This window comes from Cyanobium sp. NIES-981 (assembly GCF_900088535.1).
Lineage (GTDB): Bacteria > Cyanobacteriota > Cyanobacteriia > PCC-6307 > Cyanobiaceae > NIES-981.
This window is the reverse complement of record NZ_LT578417.1, coordinates 1,480,023-1,495,588: the sequence shown is the minus strand read 5'-3', so window position 1 is coordinate 1,495,588 and position 15,566 is coordinate 1,480,023. Positions and strand designations below refer to the sequence as shown.

The window sequence follows — 15,566 nt, the reverse complement described above, 5'->3', positions numbered from 1 at the left end:
GCAGGTGGTGCATGGGTGGATGCCGAGCCCAGCCCCTGCCGGTTGAATCCGCCCCGCAGCCTCCCACCATCTCCACAGAGCAGCCGACACAGCAACCCATCCAGCAGCCCAGCGAGCAACCCACCCAGCAGGCTGAACGGCTGTGGGGGTTGGCCGGCGACGGGCCACCGCAGGACAGCCGTGACTCCTCGCTCGACCACATCACCGAGCTGGCCCGGCGTCTCGCCGGCACCGAGATCGCCATGCTCAGCCTGGTGGACGGCGACCTGCTGCGGTTCAGAAGCTGCGTGGGGATGGAGCTGGACCAACCCAACGTGCCCCGCCGTGCCTCCCTCTGCGGCCACGCGATCCTCAGCCGCGAACCCCTGATCGTGGCCGACATGCGCTGCGATCCCCGCTTCCAGGCCAATCCCCTGGTGACCGGACCGCCCCATGTCCGCTTCTATGCCGGCTTTCCCCTGATCTCCGCCAGCGGCTTCCAGCTGGGCAGCCTTTGCGTGATCAGCGGCCAGCCGCACCACCTGGATCCGCAGCAGGTGGACAGCCTGCAGCGTCTGGCGGCCCTGGCGGTGCAGCGCTGCAGCCAGCTCAGCCAGCTCAGCCAGGCTGGCGCCCCGGCGGCCGCCCCTGGAGCCGGGCCTGCGGCTGCCGAGGCAGCGTCGGTGGCAGCGGGGCTGCTGGACCGTGAGGCGATCCTGCGGCAGCTCGAGCAGCGGGTGGCCCAGGCGGCGGAGCAGCCCTTCGCCCTGGTGCGGTGCCGCCTGCGGGATCACGAGCGCATCCATGCCGCCTTCGGCGCCGCCATGGCCAAGGCCTGTCTGGTGGAGGCCTCGCGCCGCATCCTGGCCGTGCTGCCCTCCGGGGGGGCGCTCGGCGTGATCGGCGATGGTGAGCTGCTGGTGCTGTGGCCCGATCCGTCGCCGCTGGAGAAGCTCGATGCCCTGGGGCAGCGCCTCACCGCGGCGGTGAGCCAGCTGCACCGGGTCGGGGATGTGTCGGTGGGCATGGCGATGGCGGTGGGCATCGCCGTGGCCCGCCGCGAAGGCGAGTCGAGCCAGGCGCTGCTGGCGGATGGGGGGCTGGCTCTGCAGCGGGCCTGCACCACCCGGGGCTCCGCCTGGTATGGGCTGGATGCCCGGTCCCGGAGCGCCACGCTGGGCAGCTTCCGCTTCGCGTCCCAGTTCCATACCGCCCTCGACGAGAGGGATCGCATCAGCCCCTCGTTCCAGCCGATCGTGGATCCCGCCAGCGGCAGACCCCACGGCTTCGAGGCCCTGGCCCGCTGGCAGCACGAGGGCCAGCTGCTGCCCCCGGACCATTTCCTGCCCCAGGCCCGCGATGCCGGACTCACCGGCGAGGTGGATCTGCTGGTGGTGGAGAAAGCCCTGGCCGCCCTGCCGCAGCTGGCGGGCGCCATGGGGCGCCGTGGGGCCGGCCCGATGCTGATGAGCGTCAACCTCTCCAGCGGCATGCTGGCCGACCCCGACCTCGGCGCCAGGCTGCTGGCGCGCCTCGAGGCGGCCACCCTCCCCCCGGGCTGGACCCTCCAGGTGGAGCTGCTGGAGGAGGCCTTCCACGCCAGTTCCGCCACGGCGGTGGACGCCTTCCTGCAGCGTCTGGCCGCCTTGCAGGTGAGCATCGCGATCGATGACTTCGGCACGGGGTACTCGTCGCTGGCGCGGCTGATCTCGCTGCCGATCCAGCGGGTGAAGCTCGACCGCAGCTTCATCGCCCAGCTCGATTCCGGCAGCCCCTCGCCCCGCACCCTGCTGAGCCGGATGGTGCTGATGCTGCGGGATCTGGATCTGGCAATCACGGCGGAGGGGGTGGATTCCTCCGTGCAGCGCGACTGGCTGCTGGAGCAGGGCATCCGCAGCGCCCAGGGGTATCTGTTCTCCCCACCGCTCCCCCTGGCCGAGGCCGTGGCCTACCTCGCCGGCCCGTTCAGCCCGTGATGGGCGGCAGGGTGCTGGCGTTGCCATTGCGGATGGCGTGGTAGCCGGGGGAGAGGATCTCCACCTTGGCGGCGGCGAACTGGTCCTGGATGGCGGCGAGCAGATCGGAGAGGGTCTCGCGGTATTTCTTGGCGTCGCGCACGCTGGCGGTGAGCTCGTAGCTGATGTGGAAGTCGTTGAGGCTGGTCTGCAGCACGAACGGCGCCACTTCGTCGCTGATCCCCTGCACCGAGTCGGCCGCCGCCAGCAGCAGGGCATGCACCTGGCGCCAGGGCACGTCGTAGCCGATGGTGATCGTGGTGCTGAGCGCCACGGGCTTGCGGATCTCGCGGCGGGAGAAGCTGAAGTTCACCACCGAGGAGGCGATCACCGCCGCATTCGGGATGCTCACCAGTTCGTTGCGGGGGGTGCGGACGCGGGTCACCAGCAGGGCACGCTCCTGCACCACGCCCACCACCCCGTTGATCTCCACCCGGTCGCCCTCCAGGAAGGCGCGGGTGTAGATGAGCATCAGGCCGCTGATGATGTTGGTGGCCACGGCGCTGGAGCCCAGGGCCGCCAGCACGCCGAACAGCAGGCCTGCCCCCTGGAACACCTTGCTGTCGGAGCCCGGGATGTAGGGGAAGGCGAAGACCACTCCCACCAGCACGATCAGGATGTTGGCGATGCGCCGGGTGGGGATCGCCCACTCCCGGTAGAACCAGGAGAGGCTGATCTGGCCCCGTCGCAGGGCGGCGAAAAGCCAGTTGCTCACCCGCAGCATCAGGGCGGTGACCACCGCGATCATCGCGATCCAGAGCAGGTTGGGCACCAGGCCCAGGCAGGCCTTCACCAGCCGGATCGCCAGGCTGAGGATCTGGCCGCGCAGGCCCTCGGCAATCCCCTGGGTGGGCGGGAAGAAGCTGAGCAGCAGCGGGATCAGCAGCCAGCTCACCGTGAGCAGCAGCCCCCAGTGCAGAACCGTGAGCGTGAAGTGGCTGAAGGCCCGGGTCTGCTCCGGGGTCACCAGCGTCTGCTGGCCGATCTTCAGCTTCGGGGCCAGCTCCACGCTGCGGCCCGAGAGCCAGCGCTTGAGCCTGGTGTGGGTGCGCCGCTGCCAGCGCAGCCACACCACGTACACCGCCAGCACCGCCAGGGCCAGCAGGGTGCCCACGATCCAGTTGCGCAGCCTGTTGCGGTCGTCGTAGGCCTGCACGGCCTTGCGCACCGCATCGCGGTAGCGCATGGCCAGCACCTCCCGCGTGGTGCCGGCTGCCTTGGCCGCCCGCTCGTCCACCGCCAGGCCCGGGATGAACTTGCCCTCGAAGTTGAGCAGCCCCACCATCGAATAGGGCGGCTCCTCGCGCACCACCACCTGGTCGGCCCGGAAGCGGGGGTTCCTCACCAGCCGGTTGAGGTGCGCGCTGATCCGCTTCGCCACCTCCTCGGGCGATTGCGCTCCGGCGGCTTGCTTGATCTCCACCACCTTCTGGCCATCGAGGGTGACCCAGGCGGCGCTGGCGGTGGGGGCGAATCCCAGCAGCAGCAGGGCCGCCAGTAGCAGGGCAAGACAGCGGCGGACAGCCACGGGCTTCAGCGGCCGAGAGGCCGGAATTTTGGGCATTATCCGGCCCGGCCACCCGGCCACCCGGCCGCCTGCCAGCCCCACCGCCTGCCCGGCTACCCGCCAGTCAGTTCTCTCCCCGCCGCCAGCGGAAGTACCCCTCCAGCCAGCCCAGCAGCCGCTGGGGCGTGCGGGCCTTCTTCCAGACGCCCGCCGCGTACTTGTTGGCCTCGGTGAAGGTGGGGTAGGCGTGCACCGTGCTGAAGATGCGGTTCAGGCCCAGGCCCCAGCGCATGGCCAGCGCGAACTCGGCCAGCAGCTCGCCGGCGTGCTCGGCCACGATCGTGGCGCCCAGGATCGTGTCCTTGCCGGGGGCGGTGAGCACCTTCACGAAGCCCCGCTCGGCGCTCTCCACGATGGCCCGGTCGAGCTCGTGCAACGGGAAGCGGGTGACCTCCACGGCGATCTGCCGGGCCGCGGCCTCCGCTTCGGTGAGCCCCACCGTGGCCACCTCCGGGTCGGTGAAGGTGGTGCGGGGGATCACCCGGTAGTCGGTCCGGAAGCGCCGCACGCCGCCGAACAGGGCGTTCACCGCCGCATACCAGGCCTGGTGGGCGGCGGTGTGGGTGAACTGGAACGGGCCGGCCACGTCGCCGGCCGCATAGATGTTGGGGTAGAGGGTCTGGAGGTAGGCGTTGGTGGTGACCGTGGCGCCGGTGGTGATGCCCAGCTCCTCGAGGCCGTAGCCCTGCAGCCGCGCCCGGCGGCCCAGGGCGCAGAGCACCGCATCGCAGGCCAATGGGCGCACCTCACCCTCGTGCTCCACCTGGACCCGTGCCGCGCCGGAGGCGTCGGCGGCGAAGCCCACCACCTGGGTGTGGGTGAGCACCTGCACGCCATCGGCCTCCAGGGCGCGGCGCACCTCCTCGGCCACATCCGCATCCTCGCGGCGCAGCAGGCGGCCGCTGCGCTGCACCAGCGTCACCGGCAGGTCCAGCTGGGCCAGGGCCTGGGAGAGCTCGCAGCCGATCGGTCCGCCCCCCAGCACCACCAGCCGGGGACGCTCCAGGGGGCAGGTGCGCAGCCAGCTCCAGATCGTTTCGCTGGTGAGCAGGGGCACCTGCTCGGCGCCGGGCAGATCCGGCAGCACCGGCGCCGCGCCGGTGGCCAGCACGATGGCGCGGCTGGTGAGGCGCCGCTCCGGCTGGGGCTGGGGGCCGGCCTGGGTGATGGCCACGGTCCAGGGATCGAGCAGGCGGGCGTGGCCGCGCACCACCTCCACGCCGAGCCCCTCGTAGCGCTCCACACTGTCGTGGGGGGCCACGGCCTCCACCTTGGCGGCCACCCGCTCGAACACCTGCCGCACCGAAAGGCGGGGCTCCACCGGCTCCAGGCCGTAGCGGTCGGCCCGGCGCATGCGGGCCGCCAGGCGCGCCGAGGCGATCAGCGCCTTGCTGGGCACGCAGCCGGTGTTGAGGCAGTCGCCGCCCATGGCCTCGGCTTCGATCAGGGTGACGCGCGCCTTCACGGTGGCGGCGATGTAGCTGCTCACCAGCCCGGCGGCCCCGGCGCCGATCACGATCAGGTTGCGGTCGAAGCGGCGCGGGCGGCTCCAGCGCCGGTAGAGGCGCCAGGTGGCCAGGCGGCCTGTGGCGGCCCTGGCCAGCCAGGGGAAGGCGGCCAGCAGGCCGAAGGAGAGCAGCAGCGGCGGCGAGAGAATGCCTCCGAGCCCCTGGAGCTGGGCCAGCTGGGTGCCCGCGTTCACGTACACCAGGGTGCCGGGCAGCATGCCGATCTGGCTGGTGAGGTAGTAGGAGCCGGCCCGCATCGGCGTGAGGGCCATCAGCAGGTTCACCAGGAAGAAGGGAAACACCGGCGCCAGCCGCAGGGTGAGCAGGTAGAGCACCCCGTCCCGCTTCACGCCGGCCTCGATCGGCGCCAGCTGCCTCCCGAAGCGCCGCTGCACCAGATCGCGCAGCAGGGTGCGGGCCAGCAGAAAGGCCAGCAGCGCCCCGGCGCTGGAGGCGAACGACACCAGCAGCGTGCCGAGGCCGAGGCCGAACAGGGCGCCGCCGGCCAGGGTGAGCACCGCCGCCCCGGGCAGCGACAGGGCGGTGACCACCACGTAGAGGCCCATGTAGGCCAGGGAGCTCTGCAGCGGTGCCGCCTGCCGCCAGGCCAGCAGCGACCCCTGGGCCCGCTGCAGCCCCTCCAGGGTCAGCTGGCGCTGCAGCCCGAAGCCGAAGAACAGGGCCACCGCCAGGGCGATGGCAGCCAGCAGCAGCAGCTTGCGCCAGAGGCCGCCCTGGGGCTCCGGTTCCGGGGTGTCCTCGCCGGCTGGGGATTCGGCTGCGGGAGGGTGCATGACAACGGGCGGTCTGGCTCTCTACCTTCCTCCCTACCTGCCGGGGCTCCCTGCGGATTGATGATCCCCGGGCCCAGCCGGCACGGACAGCGGCTCCCCCTCCAGCCCCACGTACACCACCACGATCCGGGCGGGTCCGGGCCCCAGGCTCTTGCCCTGGTGGGGCGTGTTCACCAGCTCGATCAGCCCGTCGCCGGCTTCGAGGGTGATTGTCTCGCCGGTGGCGGAGGTGACCCGCAGCCGGCCCTCCAGCAGCACGCCGGCATTGATCACGGGATGGGCGTGGGGGGGCAGCGACACTCCGGCCGGGATGGTGAGGCGCAGCACCGTCACCTCGGGCTGCCCCGGGCCGATCGGGGGCAAGGGGGTGCCATCCCAGCTGCGGGTGCCCTTCACCAGCTGGTCCACCTGGATTGCCTGGGCCGCCCCGGCAGCTGGAGCCGGGGGCCGTTCCCCATCGGCGCGGGCGGGAGCGGCCACCAGGGCGAGGGCCACCACGGCGGTGGTGGCCCACCGGCGGGGCCCCGCAGCGGGGAGGGGCCAAAGCGCGGGGAGGGGCCGGGGTGGCACGGGAATACCGCTGCTGCCCGCACCATGGAAGACGGCTGCGGCGCTGTCAACGCCAGGCCGGTCCGCCACCCTGGGGAGGGTCGTGACGCATGCACGGCCGCCTGCCGTCATGGTCCCCAGGACGCAGTCACCCCCATGGAGCAGACCTCCTCGATCGTGAGCCTGTCGGGGGCGATCCAGCTAGCTCTCCCTCTCCCCGGTGTTCCTGCCCACCGGCATCGCCGGCCTGCTGAACATCTTCACCGGCCGCCTGGCCCGGATCATCGACCGCACCCAGGTGCTTCAGCAGGCCCTGGACAGGGACTCTGCAGGCGCGGAGTCTCCCCTGCACCGCGGCATTCAGGTGCAGAGGCGGCGCCTGTTTCTCACCAACCGCGCCATCCTGCTGGTGATGCTGGCCCTGATCGGAGGCCTGCTGCTGTTTCTGCTGGAGGTTCAGCTCGCCATCCGGCAGAACCCGCGCAAGTACTACTGAGCGCCGGGATTGGGGACAGCGGGGCCCGCAGCGCCCGGAGCGGCGGGGGTGGTGCTGCCGCCCTCCATCTCCTTCCTGATCCTGGCCCTCACCTGGGCCTTGCAGGTTTCCTTGGCGGCCTCGATCGTGGCGCCGGTGTCCACGTTCTGCACCACGCAGTCGCACACCTTCTGCACGAACATCGGCGGCGGGCTGGCCACACCCTTGCTCACCAGCTCCGCGTTGAGCTTGGCTTCGCACCGGCTGCGGATGAAGCGCTCGCGCAGGGACTGGGCCTGGGCCGGAGCCGTGGCCAGGACGGCCAGGACCGTGGCAGCGGCCACGCCCGGAAGGATCCGTTCGAGGGCGCCCGGCGTCCTGGAGGCAGGCGGCGTCCTGGAGGCAGGCCATGTCTTGATGGCATGCAGCTTCATGACATGCCGCTTCATGGCATCAAGCCCGGATGCCGAACTCTTGCACGGATGCGGGTTTGGATCCTCTGATCAACTGTGTTGTCCAGCCGTGCTCCCCAGCCGTGCTGCTCAGTTGCGCTACTCAGTCGCGCTGCCAGTGGGCGCGCATCGGTGCGCCGGGCTCGGGATAGGGCGCCTCCAGGCTGCCGCCGAAGGCCTTCACCAGCGCCTTGCCCAGCCCGTGGGTGGCGTGGATGCCGGTGAAGCGCAGCAGCACGGGGCCGGTGGCGGGATCACCGCTGGTGTCGATCAGGCGCTCCAGGGGATGCTCCATCCGCACGCGATCATCGGTGTTGTTCACCAGCCGCATCACCTCATCGGCGTGGGCCGCCAGGAAGGCGCCGCTCAGGGTGAGTTCCCCGGCCGGCATCCCATCGCGGATCCGCTCGCAGGCGGGGCAGCGGTGGCTGCTGGCGCCGGCCGGCGGTGTCTCCCAGCTCCAGCGGCCCTGGTGAAAGCTGGCCTGGCAATCCGGACAGGTGCTGGGCTCCGGTGGCTTGCGGCGCTCCAGGTAGGGATCGCTGTGGTGCCCGCTCTCCATGCCGTCGTGCCGGGGCTGATGGCTGGTGGGGCCATGGGCGCTGGTCGTGTTCATGGCGGTTGACCCTGCTGCACCTGGTCTAGCCATGGCCACGGCATCCGTCGGGGGGTGTGCGGAGCGGGTGCAGAAGAGACAAATCGCAGCAAAACTAGGGAGGCTGGCAGAGCTGCCCTTCAGGGGCCCGGAGCGTGTCGATGACCTCGCCCTGCTTCCATCTCTCGATCCCGGCCCGGGATCTGGAACTCACCCGCTGCTGGTATGAGCGGGTCCTGGGCTGCCGGGCCGGCCGCGGCAGCACGGCGGCGCTGATCCTCGATCTGGGGGGCCATCAGCTGGTGGCCCAGCACCAGCCCCATGATCCGGAGCCGCTGCAGCGGGGCATCTACCCGCGCCATTTCGGTCTTGTGTTCGAGGCCCTGCACCAGTGGCAGGCGCTGCGCGAGCGGGTGGAGGCGGCGGGCGAGCCGTTCGCCGTGGCACCGAAACGCCGCTACCCGGGCACGGTGCTGGAGCACCACACCTTCTTTCTCAACGACCCCTCCGGCAACTGGCTGGAGTTCAAGCACTACGCCCATCCCGAGGCGGTGCTTGGCTGCCGCGATCAGGCGGTGGTGGGCGATCCGGACCTGCGTCCGGGATCGTGAGGGGTTGGCGAGGGGGACGGCGAGCGGCAGGTGTGCCGACCCCCGGAGCCCGGTTCCTCTCGGTGCTCGATGCCGTGATCGACGATCTGGAGCTCCTGGTGGCCCGCCAGCGGGAGGCCAGCCGCTCGCTTCCGGCACTGCCGCCGGAAATGCACGCCGGCCAGGGCCTGCAGCTCACCCTGCTGAAGCGCCTGCGCGGCAGACGGAGGCGCGGCGGGATGCTTCCAGGGGGGGATTGGTGTTACTTCAGGAGCCGCCGGGCGCTGGCGGAGCTGAGGGACATCTATTCCCTGTATCCCGCCAACCGCAGGTTTCTGGATCTGTTCAGGGCCCTGCTGCGGCTGGGTTCTCCCGCCGCCGCCGCTCGCCTGCGCAGGGCTCTCAAGGGCAGGGCTGTGGTGCTGCACGTGAGCTGCCGGCATCGCATGCACCGCGCCCGCAGCAGCGTCGACACATTCCGGCCCCTGCCCGCCACGGAAGCGCATGTGGTGGTGATCGGCAGCCCCGCGGAACGCTCGATCCGGCGGCCCAGGGGTCTGTTCCGCTTCGCGGATGACGTGCTCGAGCTGCCCCTGCCGGATGACTACGAGTCCCTGGCGGTCAAGGTGCTCATGGCGATGACGGTGATCCACCTGCTGGGCGCACCACGGCTGATCCTGAAGTGCGACGACGACCTGTCGCTGCGGGACCGGTCCAGGCTTGACCATGTCTTCCGCACCTTTCTCAGGGAGCGGATGCACTACGGCGGCCTTGTGGCGAGGGTGGAACACCACCAGGAGTTCTGGCATGGCTGGCACCTCGGCAAGTGCAGACGCGGGGGCCTGAACCAGTGCGGCGTGCAGCAGCCGCTCCCCAGGGCGTACGCCTCGGGTGGGCAGGGCTATCTGATCAGCGCCAAGGGCATGGGTGCGCTTGCCGGTTCGTTCCTGTGCCTGCGAAGGTTCTTCGATGGCCTGGTGTGCGGCTATGAGGATCTGGCTGTGGGTCTGCTGCTGGAGCAGAGCGGTCTCTCGCCCCATTTCCTGGACCTCACGGGCTACATCGACTCCGGTGAATTCGACTGTCTCCTGCGGCAGCACGACCTCGGGGATGGGGAGGGTGCACCAGGCCAGCGCGACCCAGAGGCACTGCGGCGCCATCGCGCCGAAAGCTGGCAGCGGTATTTCACCCGTCTGGAGCACCTGAACCGTGGCCAGCCCGCTGCCGACTGACCGGTGTCGCCTCCCCTGCCTCAGCGCTGCAGGCCCTGCTGGCGCTCCGCGACCCGTGCTTCGAGCTCCGCCTCGCTGTAGCGGGGGGTGATGAACTGGGGACAGTTCCAGTCGAAGGCCAGCACGCGGATGCGCAGCCGCCGCTCCACGGGTGTGGCAGCAGCCCCCGCTACTGCTCCCGCCACGGCCCCTGGAGGGGCGGGGCGCACCTCGGCCAGGCCGTCGATCTTGAGGCGGCGGCGGTTGGGGTAATCCATCAGGAACAGGGCCACCCGCGGATCGCGGCGCACATGGGCGGTGGTGAGCAGCTGGCGGTTGCCGGAGAAGTCGGCGAACTCCAGGGTGCGGGCCTCCACCACCTGCAGAAATCCCGGGGGGCCGCCGCGGTGCTGCAGGTAGGGGGCTCCGTCCTCGGTGAGGCTGGCGATGTAGAAGCTGTCGCGCGCGGCGATGAACTGCCGCTCCTTCTCGCCCAGCTCGTCCGCCCCCTGCTCCTCCGGCACGGTGGAGGTGGTGCCGTAGGCGCGCTGCTGCTCGGCCAGCACGCCTGGGGTGAGATGGCGCCGGAGGTAGCGGCGGGTCATGCCGCCTCCTGCCCCACCGGGGCCATGCCGCGCATCGGCACGAAGCCGGGCAGGGCACGGATCCGCGCGATCCAGGCGCCCACCGCCGGGTAGGGAGCCAGATCGATCCCTCCCTCGGGCGCCAGGGCCACGTAGGGGAACACCGCCACATCGGCGATGGTGGGCGCGTCGCCCACCAGCCAGGGGCTGGCGGCGAGGTGGCGCTCCAGCTGGCCCAGGATGAAGGCCGCCTTCTGGTGGGCGCGCTCGATCGGAATCGCGGTGGCCTTGAACACGTGGTGCAGCCGGGCGCTCTCGGGCCCCTGGCGCACCTCGCCGGCCGCCGTGGACAGCCAGCGCACCACCTGGGTCTGGCCGAGCAGATCGGCGGGCAGCCAGCGGCCGTGCCCGAAGCGGCTGGCCAGCCACCACAGGATCGCCTGGGCATCGGCGAGCACCAGGGGCGGCTGGGCGGTGTCGTCCACGAGCACCGGCACCTGGCCAAAGGGATTGAGCGCCAGGAAGGGGGGCTGGCGGTGCTCGCCGGCCAGCAGATCCACCTCCACCCAGGTGTAGGGCACCTGGAGCAGCTCGAGCAGCAGCCGCACCTTGTAGCTGTTGCCGGAGAGGGGATGGCCGTGAAGCTGAAGCATGGGCCCTGGGGCGGGAAGCCGCCATCCAAGCAGTGGACAGACCGATCTGTCTACTCTTGGTGTTCCGTGGCCGCTGGCGGGTGATCGCTGGCCGGTGGCCTCTGGTCGTCTCCCTAGGGTTCGGGCAGCACCACCCACCGATGCCGCGCTCCTCGTCCACCGCCGCCCCTGCCGCTGCCGGCTCGCCTGCCGCCTCGCCGCGGCGCGAGCACCTGCTGGATGTGGCCCAGCGCCTCTTCTCCTGCCAGGGCTTCCACGCCGTGGGCATCGACGCGGTGCTGGCGGAGGCGGGGGTGGCGAAGATGACCCTCTACAAGCACTTCCGCTCCAAGAACGCGATGATCGCGGCGGTGCTGGAGCGGCTTGCCGGCGCCTCCCTGCGCTCGCTCCAGGCCCGGGTGGAGGCGGAGCAGGAGCCCCGCGCCCGGGTGCTGGCGGTGTTCGACTGGCTGGAGCAGTGGGTGAGCTCCTCCGCCTTCCGCGGCTGCCTGTTCCTGAAGGCGGCTGGGGAGTTCCCCGATTCTGAAGACCTGCCCCGCCAGCGGGCGGAGGCGTTCAAGGCGGGCTGCGGCGCCCTGCTGGAGCAGCTCTGCCGCGCCCTGCCGCTGCCCGGCCCCGAAGCGGCGGCCCTGGCCCGGCAGCTGCAGCTCCTGCTGGAGGGGGCGATCGTGCTGGCCGACCTGCAGCGCCAGCCCGGCCCCGCCATCAGTGCCCGGGCCGCCGCCGCCACCCTGCTCGATGCCGCCCTCTGATCCGCCCCCCTCGCCGAGGTGGCGGTGGAAGGATGCGCGGCTGCTCACCTCAGCCGTCCAGGCCGCCCAGCGTGTTGCGTTGGCCTGCCTGAAGCGCTGGATCCGGCGGCGCCATCCGGCCGTCACCGCCATCACCCCGGAGCAGCTCCAGCGGATCCTGGCCGGAGAGGAGCGCCATGACTGGCTGATCCTCGACGCCCGCAGCCCGGCGGAATTCGCCTGCAGCCACCTGCCCGGGGCTGTGCGGCTCGAGGCCGGCGGCCGGATGGCGGCCCTGGGGTCGATGGAGGCGCTGGCCTGGGAGCGGCCGATCGTCGTCTGCTGCTCGGTGGGGGTGCGCAGCGCCGCACGGGTGGAGGAGCTGCAGCGCGCCGGCTTCACGCGGGCCGTGAATCTCGATGGCGGCCTGTTTCGCTGGGTGCGGGAGGGCCGCAGCCTGATCCGGCAGGGAGAACCCACCCAGCAGGTGCATCCCTTCGGCCCGGGATGGGGCTGGTTGCTCCCCGCCCACTGCCGGGGCGGGGAGCCCTGACGGTGGCCGGCATTCATTCATCCCGTGCGCTGGATCTGGATTGGCTGCGGCTGCTGGCTGTCCTGCTGCTGATCCCCTTTCACGCGGCCGCTGTGTTCTACGAGGGAGAGCTGGGCCGCTTCTATGTCGCCGATGCCCAGAGCAGCGCCGGCCTGAGCGTGTTCATCGCGTTCGTGCACCAGTGGCACATGCCCCTGTTCTTCTTTCTGGCCGGTGCGGCCAGCTGGTATTCCCTGCAGACACGCTCGGCGGTGGAGTATCTGCGTCAACGGCTGCGGCGGCTCCTGCTGCCCCTGCTGATCGGCATCCCGCTGCTGGTGCCGCCCCAGGTTTACATCCACGCGCTGCAGGCAGGCCAGGTGAAGGGCTCATTCCTGCAGTTCTACCCCCACTTCTTCGACGGAATCCGCCCGGCCGGTCATTTCGAATGGGCCCATCTCTGGTTTCTGGCCTATCTGCTGGTGATCTCCATCGCCTGCCTTCCCGTGATGGTGAGGCTCAGCCGCAAGGCCGGCGGGGGCGATGGGGGGCGGACCCGTGCGACGGCGCATGGGCTGGGCAGCCTGATCGTTCTGGCTGTGCCCTTGATGCTGAGCGAGGCGCTGCTGCGTCCCCACTGGCCGGGCTTTCAGAACCTCTACGACGACTGGGCCAATCTGGTGCTCTATCTGCTGTACTTCGTGTATGGCGCGCTCTTCTGCAGCCGCAGCGGGCTGTGGACTGCCCTGGATCGCCACCGCGCGCTGCTGCTGGCCACCGCCGGCCTGGGCATGGTGCTGCTGCTGGCGCTGAGCCTCAGGGGCCTGGTGCCGGAGCGTGCCTATTCAGGGCCCTACATGGTGCATCAGGCCTTTCGGGGCTTCAACAGCTGGAGCTGGGTGCTGGCCCTGCTGGCCCTGGCCCGGCCCTATCGCGGCCGCAGCCATCCGCTCCTGCGCTACGGCAACCGGGTGGGCTTTTCGATCGTGCTCTTTCACCAGCCCCTGATCGTGCTGATTGCCTTCGTGGTGGTGCCGCTGCCCATGGCCCTGGCGCTGAAGTTCGTGCTGATCGGTGGGGCTTCGCTGCTGTTGAGTGCGGGCCTCCATCGCGTCCTGAGGCTGCGGTAGGACGCTGGCCATGGCCCGGCTGTCGATCATCATTCCCGCCCTGAATGAGGCCGCCACGCTGGGGCGCACGCTGCGGCGCGTGCAGGCCCTGCAGCCGCCGGCCTGGGAGGTGCTGCTGGTGGATGGGGGCAGCCATGATCAGACCGTGCAGATCGCCTGCGAAGCCGGCATCCCGGTGCTCCGCAGCGAGGCAGCGGGCCGGGCCCTGCAGATGAACCTGGGCGCCAGGCAGGCCACGGGCGATCTGCTCTGTTTCCTCCATGCCGACACCCTGATTCCCCACGATCTGGTGAGCGTGGCCGAGCGCACCTTCGCCGATGGCGCGATTGCCGGCGCCGGCTTCATCTCGCTGATGGGGGATGGCACCGCCACCCGCTGGGGCATCTCGGCCCTGAATCTGCTCAAGACCTATCTGGCGCCGCTGCTGTTCCGGCCCCATCTGTTTGTGCGGGGTCTGCGCCTGCTGTTCGGCGATCAGGTGATGCTCTGCCGCCGCAGCGATTTCTGGGGGTGCGGTGGATTCGATGCGGCCCTGCCGATCCTGGAGGACGGCGACCTGTGCCTGCGGCTGGTGCGGCGGGGCCGCATCGTGCTGATCAACCGCGTGGTGGAGAGTTCGGATCGGCGGGTGCAGCGCTGGGGGCCGGGCAGGGCCGCACTGATCTATCTGGCGATCGGCGTGCTCTGGGGCCTCGGCGTGCCGCCGAGCCGGCTGAAGCGCTTCTACGCCGATGTCCGCTGATTGAGGCTCCAGTCGTAGGGGAGATAGGCCAGCCGTGGCGGTTTGTTGGGCGCAGTGACGCCCTGCAGGTGGGGCAGGATCCAGGCCGCGATCGAGGGGGCCTGGGCCAGAAAGTCGCCCCGGTACCACTGGAAGATGCGGCTGCAGTGCAGCACGCCGGCCTCCGCATCGAGGCGCACCTTGGCGGGGTTGTTCACGAAGCGGAGCAGGTCGTGCTGGAGCTGCTGCTCCACCCGCTCCGGGGTGTAGGCCTCGGCCCGCAGCAGCGGACAGCCGAGCGAGGCGCACACGATCGCAAAGTGGATGCGGGGGTCTTTGCCCTGTTGCCGCAGCCTCTGATTCTCGATCTGGGCCAGGCTGAAGTTCTGCGCGCCGAGGCGATGCACGGGCTGCGTGAAGAACCGGAGGAAGCCGAGCCAGTTCGGCATGCCCAGCAGGCTGGGGCGGATCGAGGCGATCGGGTAGCGCTCCAGCACCGCCTGGATCGTGAAGGCGTTGTAGAGGTTGATCCAGTGGGCCAGGTGATCCTGGCGGCCGCGGGTGATCGCCGATTGCCGCGCCAGCCAATCGGCGAGGGTGCGGGGCTGCTCCGCCTGCCAGGCCCGGTAATCCACCAGGCCGGCCCCATCCACGTAGGTGCGCAGCAGAGCATCCCAGGTGGAGAGTTCGACCATCACTTTCGGGCCCGCTGGAACACCAACCCCACGGTGTCTCCTCGGAGGCCCTGATGGCAGCCGGCATGGAACAGCCGGGCCGTCCAGCCGGGCTGGAGGCTGGTGAGCAGCGGCTCCACGAAGGGATGAATCACGGCCTCGGCCCCGAACTGCGTGTGGGCTGGATACACCCGAATCTCGCTGGCGGTGACCCGCATCAGCTCCCGTAGGGCGCTGCGGTGCCAGGCCAGATCCAGGCCGGGTCCTTCGAGCAGCCCCCCATCGGCTGCTGGCGCGTAGGAGAACAGCAGGCTGCAGCTCACCACAAGGTCGAAGCTCTGATCGGCGAAGGGCAGATCCGGCAGTGCGGCCGCGATGTAATCGCCGGGATGGGCCTGGCGGTCGTCAAGGAACTGGCGGTAGGCCTGCCGTTTCGAGGCGAGGTAGCTGGTCTTGTCGAAGTCGTCCCGGAAGATCGGATCATCGTCGAGCTGATCGGCCACCGCCTGGATATCACGCAGGGTTTGAGCCTCCAGGTGCTCGCGGGGGAGCGCATAGGCAGGGTCCACGGCGGTGGGAAGGGCGCCGTGGCACCGCAGGCTGCTGCTGAGGGAACCGGGCCCGCCTGGGCAGTCGAGAACGCGCAGCCCGTTCAGTGTGGCGGGCTGGAGCGCCAGGATCCGCAACAGCTCCTCGCCGGTGCGGCCGAAGCTGAGGATCCGGGAGAAGCGCATCGCAGGCGTCGCGGCGTCGGAGCCATCGTCCTTACCGCAGCCAACCCCGGCTACAACGGAAGGGATCGCCGA

General features: G+C 70.6%; 17 protein-coding genes. 8 read left to right on the top strand and 9 right to left on the bottom strand.

Features of this window, described 5'->3' with window-relative positions:
* Positions 1 to 11: 11 nt before the first annotated feature.
* Positions 12 to 1,955, top strand: coding sequence for a sensor domain-containing phosphodiesterase (locus CBM981_RS07655; RefSeq protein WP_087067931.1), 1,944 nt, complete (start codon positions 12 to 14; stop codon positions 1,953 to 1,955).
* On the opposite strand, the gene CBM981_RS07650 is transcribed toward CBM981_RS07655, so the two are convergent.
* The 3 genes from CBM981_RS07650 to CBM981_RS07640 form a co-directional block, all read right to left on the bottom strand.
* Positions 1,945 to 3,522 (bottom strand): mechanosensitive ion channel family protein, encoded by a 1,578-nt coding sequence (locus CBM981_RS07650; protein WP_225867602.1) that lies wholly within the window; start codon positions 3,520 to 3,522, stop codon positions 1,945 to 1,947. The genes CBM981_RS07655 and CBM981_RS07650 overlap by 11 nt on opposite strands.
* Positions 3,523 to 3,625: 103 nt before the next feature.
* Positions 3,626 to 5,863, bottom strand: coding sequence for an FAD-dependent oxidoreductase (locus CBM981_RS07645; protein WP_225867601.1), 2,238 nt, complete (start codon positions 5,861 to 5,863; stop codon positions 3,626 to 3,628).
* A gap of 33 nt (positions 5,864 to 5,896) precedes the next feature.
* Positions 5,897 to 6,361 carry a cupin domain-containing protein gene (locus CBM981_RS07640; protein WP_225867600.1) on the bottom strand — a complete coding sequence of 155 codons (465 nt, stop codon included), beginning with the start codon at positions 6,359 to 6,361 and terminating at the stop codon, positions 5,897 to 5,899.
* A 271-nt stretch (positions 6,362 to 6,632) separates the two neighbouring features.
* Here CBM981_RS07640 and CBM981_RS07635 point away from each other — a divergent pair, with 271 nt between their 5' ends.
* Positions 6,633 to 6,908: a DUF2721 domain-containing protein gene (locus CBM981_RS07635; RefSeq protein WP_087067928.1), complete on the top strand. Its 276-nt coding sequence runs from the start codon at positions 6,633 to 6,635 to the stop codon at positions 6,906 to 6,908.
* Here CBM981_RS07635 and CBM981_RS07630 read toward each other — a convergent pair.
* Both CBM981_RS07630 and CBM981_RS07625 read right to left on the bottom strand, forming a co-directional pair.
* Complete coding sequence (locus tag CBM981_RS07630) at positions 6,902 to 7,336, bottom strand: hypothetical protein (protein ID WP_172820847.1); 435 nt, start codon at positions 7,334 to 7,336, stop codon at positions 6,902 to 6,904. The two genes, CBM981_RS07635 and CBM981_RS07630, sit on opposite strands and share 7 nt — an antisense overlap.
* 106 nt (positions 7,337 to 7,442) lie before the next feature.
* A complete protein-coding gene (locus CBM981_RS07625) occupies positions 7,443 to 7,955 on the bottom strand; it encodes a BCAM0308 family protein (RefSeq protein ID WP_087067926.1) in 513 nt (170 codons plus the stop codon).
* 140 nt (positions 7,956 to 8,095) lie between these two features.
* Between CBM981_RS07625 and CBM981_RS07620 the strand changes: the two genes are divergently transcribed.
* Together CBM981_RS07620 and CBM981_RS07615 are read left to right on the top strand one after the other, a co-directional pair.
* Positions 8,096 to 8,545: a VOC family protein gene (locus CBM981_RS07620; protein WP_087067925.1), complete on the top strand. Its 450-nt coding sequence runs from the start codon at positions 8,096 to 8,098 to the stop codon at positions 8,543 to 8,545.
* Between the two features lie 32 nt (positions 8,546 to 8,577).
* Positions 8,578 to 9,756, top strand: coding sequence for a hypothetical protein (locus CBM981_RS07615; RefSeq protein WP_087067924.1), 1,179 nt, complete (start codon positions 8,578 to 8,580; stop codon positions 9,754 to 9,756).
* A 20-nt stretch (positions 9,757 to 9,776) separates the two neighbouring features.
* On the opposite strand, the gene CBM981_RS07610 is transcribed toward CBM981_RS07615, so the two are convergent.
* Positions 9,777 to 10,340 (bottom strand): pyridoxamine 5'-phosphate oxidase family protein, encoded by a 564-nt coding sequence (locus tag CBM981_RS07610; protein ID WP_087067923.1) that lies wholly within the window; start codon positions 10,338 to 10,340, stop codon positions 9,777 to 9,779.
* Positions 10,337 to 10,972: a glutathione S-transferase family protein gene (locus CBM981_RS07605; protein WP_087067922.1), complete on the bottom strand. Its 636-nt coding sequence runs from the start codon at positions 10,970 to 10,972 to the stop codon at positions 10,337 to 10,339. Before CBM981_RS07605 ends, CBM981_RS07610 begins: the two co-directional genes overlap by 4 nt.
* Positions 10,973 to 11,112: 140 nt before the next feature.
* On the opposite strand from CBM981_RS07605, the gene CBM981_RS07600 reads away from it, so the two are divergent.
* The 4 genes from CBM981_RS07600 (at position 11,113) to CBM981_RS07585 (ending at position 14,107) form a co-directional block, all read left to right on the top strand.
* Complete coding sequence (locus CBM981_RS07600) at positions 11,113 to 11,724, top strand: TetR/AcrR family transcriptional regulator (RefSeq protein WP_087067921.1); 612 nt, start codon at positions 11,113 to 11,115, stop codon at positions 11,722 to 11,724.
* A 79-nt stretch (positions 11,725 to 11,803) separates the two neighbouring features.
* Positions 11,804 to 12,256 (top strand): rhodanese-like domain-containing protein, encoded by a 453-nt coding sequence (locus CBM981_RS07595; RefSeq protein ID WP_157665375.1) that lies wholly within the window; start codon positions 11,804 to 11,806, stop codon positions 12,254 to 12,256.
* Complete coding sequence (locus CBM981_RS07590) at positions 12,211 to 13,365, top strand: acyltransferase family protein (protein ID WP_087067919.1); 1,155 nt, start codon at positions 12,211 to 12,213, stop codon at positions 13,363 to 13,365. The genes CBM981_RS07595 and CBM981_RS07590 overlap by 46 nt, the downstream gene beginning before the upstream one ends.
* Positions 13,366 to 13,375: 10 nt before the next feature.
* On the top strand, positions 13,376 to 14,107 hold the full coding sequence (locus CBM981_RS07585; protein WP_087067918.1) for a TIGR04283 family arsenosugar biosynthesis glycosyltransferase: 732 nt from the start codon (positions 13,376 to 13,378) through the stop codon (positions 14,105 to 14,107).
* Here the strand turns inward: CBM981_RS07585 and CBM981_RS07580 are convergent.
* Both CBM981_RS07580 and CBM981_RS07575 read right to left on the bottom strand, forming a co-directional pair.
* Positions 14,089 to 14,781, bottom strand: coding sequence for a DUF547 domain-containing protein (locus tag CBM981_RS07580; protein WP_087067917.1), 693 nt, complete (start codon positions 14,779 to 14,781; stop codon positions 14,089 to 14,091). The two genes, CBM981_RS07585 and CBM981_RS07580, sit on opposite strands and share 19 nt — an antisense overlap.
* Complete coding sequence (locus CBM981_RS07575; protein WP_087067916.1) at positions 14,781 to 15,494, bottom strand: class I SAM-dependent methyltransferase; 714 nt, start codon at positions 15,492 to 15,494, stop codon at positions 14,781 to 14,783. The genes CBM981_RS07580 and CBM981_RS07575 overlap by 1 nt, the downstream gene beginning before the upstream one ends.
* Between the last annotated feature and the right edge of the window lie 72 nt (positions 15,495 to 15,566).